The organism is Wolbachia endosymbiont of Drosophila barbarae, assembly GCF_044752445.1.
Taxonomy (GTDB): Bacteria; Pseudomonadota; Alphaproteobacteria; order Rickettsiales; family Anaplasmataceae; genus Wolbachia; species Wolbachia pipientis.
On record NZ_JBIXJM010000157.1, the window covers coordinates 1 to 3,872 of the forward strand.

Consider the following 3,872-nt stretch of genomic DNA (forward strand, 5'->3'; position numbering starts at 1 on the left):
CTCACTCCAAAATTTCAGAAACAACACCAGAACCAACAGTTCTACCGCCTTCTCTTATCGCAAAACGCAATCCCTTATCCATTGCTATCGGTACTTGCAATTCTACTTCTACACTCACATTATCTCCTGGCATTACCATCTCCTTCCCATCTAGCAATTTTATGCTCCCAGTTACATCCGTTGTCCTTAAATAAAACTGTGGCTGGTAATTCGCAAAAAATGGTGTATGCCTTCCTCCTTCCTCTTTCTTTAATATATAAACCTCCGCCTTAAACTTTCTATGCGGCGTTATCGTCCCCGGTTTTGCCAATACTTGCCCTCTCTCTACTTCTTCTCTTTTTGTTCCTCTTAACAATATTCCTACATTGAGTCCTGCACTTCCCTTATCCAGCAACTTCTTAAACATTTCTACACCTGTGCATATCGTCTTTTGCGTCGCTTTCAGACCTATTATCTCTATCTCTTCTCCCGTCTTTATCTCTCCCTTCTCTATTCTTCCTGTTACCACTGTTCCTCGCCCCGATATCGAAAATACATCTTCGATTGGCAATAAAAATGGTAAATCCACAGGCCTTGGTGGAACCGCTACATATTCATCTAACTTTTCCATCAATTTGTCTATTGATTTCTTTCCATATTCGCTGCTGTCATCCTCCAGCGCCTTGAGCGCTGAACCAACCACCACAGGCACTTCATCCCCTGGAAATCCGTATTTACTCAGTAATTCCCTCACTTCCATTTCTACTAAATCTATCATATCAGCATCAGCAACATCAGCTTTGTTTATATACACCACGATATATCCAACACCTACCTGCTTCGCCAGCAATATATGCTCTCTCGTTTGTGGCATTGGCCCATCAACCCCCGACACTACCAATATCGCCGCATCCATCTGTGCTGCACCTACTATCATGTTCTTTACATAGTCAGCGTGTCCAGGACAATCAACGTGTGCATAATGCCTTTTTTCCGTCTGATACTCAACATGCGCTGTTGCTATCGTTATCCCCCTCTTCCTTTCTTCTGGCGCTTTATCTATCTGATCGTACGCTACAAAATTTCCATAATGCTTCGTTATCGCCGCTGTTAACGTCGTCTTCCCATGATCCACATGTCCTATTGTTCCCACATTTACATGCGGCTTTCCAAATGCTTCCACTATTGCTGTCATAATTTAAACTTTTCTACCTAAAATACAAATACATCAATAAATAATATGTTGATTTTATAAAAATACAACAAAAAAAAAGAGCGGATAGTGGGAATCGAACCCACGTCACTAGCTTGGAAGGCTAGAGCTCTACCATTGAGCTATACCCGCACAATGGAGGAGGTAGGATTTGAACCTACGTACGCTCACGCGGACAGATTTACAGTCTGTTACCTTTAACCACTCGGTCACTCCTCCGCAAAAATTTGTTAAGAGAATACTATTTTAGCATTTTAACTTAAGCTCTTATTGTATTTAATACTAAACGCCTAAAATTAAAAAATCAAGCAATAAAACCTACCCTGATTAAAATCATGCAGATTTCATTTTATATAACACAATATTGCCAATAAAACGCCTAAACAAATAATGCGAATCATGCGTACCTGGCGCTTCTTCTGGATGATATTGCACAGAAAAGACTAGGTAATCCTTCATCATTATTCCCTCTACACTATTATCAAATAGAGAAATGTGAGTAATTTCAACATTACTTGGAAGAGAAGCTGAATCAACAACAAAACCATGATTTTGGCTAGTGATCTCAACTTTTCCACTAATTACATCATAAACTGGATGGTTACTCCCTCGGTGACCTATATCCATCTTGATGGTCTTTGCCCCCAAAGTAATCGCAAGTAATTGATGGCCCATGCATATGCCAAAAATTGGTATTTTAGATTTTATAATAATGTCTATTTCTGAAACTACACTTTCTCCTATTTCTTGCGGATCACCAGGACCATTTGAAAGCACTATACCATCTGGATTCATACTCAACACTTTTTGAGCAAAACCTGTGCTTGGTCTGATTAATTCAACTGTACAACCAAGTTCTATTAAGCGTGAAACTATACTGATTTTTACGCCAAAATCAACGATTACAATCCTATATTTTGCATTAAGGTCAATAGCTCTATCTGATGTCATTCCAGTGCGTGACACTGGAATCCATATATTTTTTGCTGGATCCGAGTAGTCAGCTACTTGGATGACAAAGTGCTCCGCTAGTCTATTATTTTCAAAACTGTTATTTAAACTAACCTTATTAGTTATTTCTATCCCATTTACAGGTTTGTATTCCTTCAATTTGTCTAATGCATGCGCCTTACTCGATGAGCATATCATTCCATTTTGAGATCCATGTTCTCTCAAATGTCTTGTTAAAGCTCTAGTATCAACTCCTGATATCCCAATCACGTTATTTTTCTCTAACCAATCATTTAAACTGATATATGAAGAAGGGTGGGACATAGAAGAAAGTTCACGCATAACCACACCACTTGCAAAAATTTTCTTTCCTTCATTATCTTTATGGTTTATTCCAATGTTACCAATATGAGGAAAAGTGAACGTTATAATTTGATCGGCAAAAGAAGGATCAGTTATAGTATGCTGATAACCGGTCATACCAGTGGTAAAACAAACCTCGCCTATGCACTTGCCTTTTTTACCTACTGATTTTCCCCAAAAGCACTTGCCATCTTGTAAAATTAAAACTGCGTCCTGCACTTCATTATCTATTTAACTGATTCAAAACAGTATACAAGAATTTCAAATAATACGTAACTCTTTCTAAAATTCCAAATTTAACCACGAAGCAGCAAAAAATAACATGAAAAACTTTTAATACAATCTTTCATATAAAATATATAGTTGACTACCTTCATATTTCGTATTAGATATAGGTAAATCATAAGTAAAGTGGAGGGTAATAATGAACACTGGTACAAATCAATCAAAAAAAATAAATGAGAAGTGGTTAGCTGGAGGAATTGGCGCGCTATTATTTGTAATGATGCTACCGTCGATTCTTCTTTTAGCAAAAATAGCTATAGGGCTAATTATGGTTTCAGTTGCAGCAATAGCGATAAAAGTTGCCTTAAAAACAATATCGAATGCTTTAGAGGATAAACAGGCAGATCAAAGCCAAGCGACGCAACAAACAACACAAAGTAAAATTATAAACCTGGCTATTGGATTAACATCTATATTCGTAGGAGGATTATCACTATTCATTATAGCACAAACTGGCTTAATTGCAGCATGTGCAGCTATAACTGCTTTAGCTCTACACGAATATGTTAAAAATCAAGAAATAGGAAAAGAGATAAATGATAAATTCGATAAGGTAGCTAACGATACAATCAATTTTATTGTTAGCAGTGTTGAAAAACTTATTCCAACAAAGCCGCCAGGCATAACAGCCTAAACTGTCTCCGTTCAGGGCATAAGTGTTACAAGTAGCATTATATAAAGCGATTAATGGCATCCTCCTGATAATAGAATAATTGTATCTGTTCAGGGGCATCGCAAATATTGAAGCAAAAGTGGTCAGTGCTTACTATACGAATATTGTGATTTGAATCCACTAGGGAGGATGTCATCCCAGTGCCCAGACACTGGGATCCAGGAATTTTGATTAGAGATTAAATTGGTGAGTATAAAAGTAGCTAATCCTACGTTAAAATACAACGTTTTTAATGGGACTGCGTAAAAGGGCTGGATTCCAGTGTCAAGCACTGGAATGACACCTTTGTGTTTGAGGCAAAACCTGCTATAACATTTCTTCACAAACAAACGTTCGTACAGTTATAGCTCTTTTCATAGAAGTCCGGATGTGATAAGATAAGGATAGAAGATGATAAGGAGGTTGAGT

3 protein-coding genes and 2 tRNA genes are annotated in these 3,872 nt (G+C 37.6%); 1 reads left to right on the top strand and 4 read right to left on the bottom strand.

Features of this window, described 5'->3' with window-relative positions:
- Position 1 precedes the first annotated feature (1 nt).
- The 4 genes from tuf to carA all read right to left on the bottom strand — a co-directional run bounded on the left by tuf (position 2) and on the right by carA (position 2,725).
- Positions 2–1,174, bottom strand: coding sequence for an elongation factor Tu (tuf, locus tag ACIPNH_RS02920; RefSeq protein WP_010962759.1), 1,173 nt, complete (start codon positions 1,172–1,174; stop codon positions 2–4).
- Between the two features lie 79 nt (positions 1,175–1,253).
- Positions 1,254–1,324, bottom strand: a tRNA-Gly gene (locus ACIPNH_RS02925).
- A gap of 4 nt (positions 1,325–1,328) precedes the next feature.
- Positions 1,329–1,411: transfer RNA gene (locus tag ACIPNH_RS02930), tRNA-Tyr, on the bottom strand.
- A 114-nt stretch (positions 1,412–1,525) separates the two neighbouring features.
- Positions 1,526–2,725, bottom strand: a complete 1,200-nt coding sequence (gene carA, locus ACIPNH_RS02935; protein ID WP_010962760.1) for a glutamine-hydrolyzing carbamoyl-phosphate synthase small subunit — start codon at positions 2,723–2,725, stop codon at positions 1,526–1,528.
- A 205-nt stretch (positions 2,726–2,930) separates the two neighbouring features.
- On the opposite strand from carA, the gene ACIPNH_RS02940 reads away from it, so the two are divergent.
- Positions 2,931–3,425 carry a hypothetical protein gene (locus tag ACIPNH_RS02940; RefSeq protein ID WP_400771633.1) on the top strand — a complete coding sequence of 165 codons (495 nt, stop codon included), beginning with the start codon at positions 2,931–2,933 and terminating at the stop codon, positions 3,423–3,425.
- Positions 3,426–3,872: the final 447 nt, after the last annotated feature.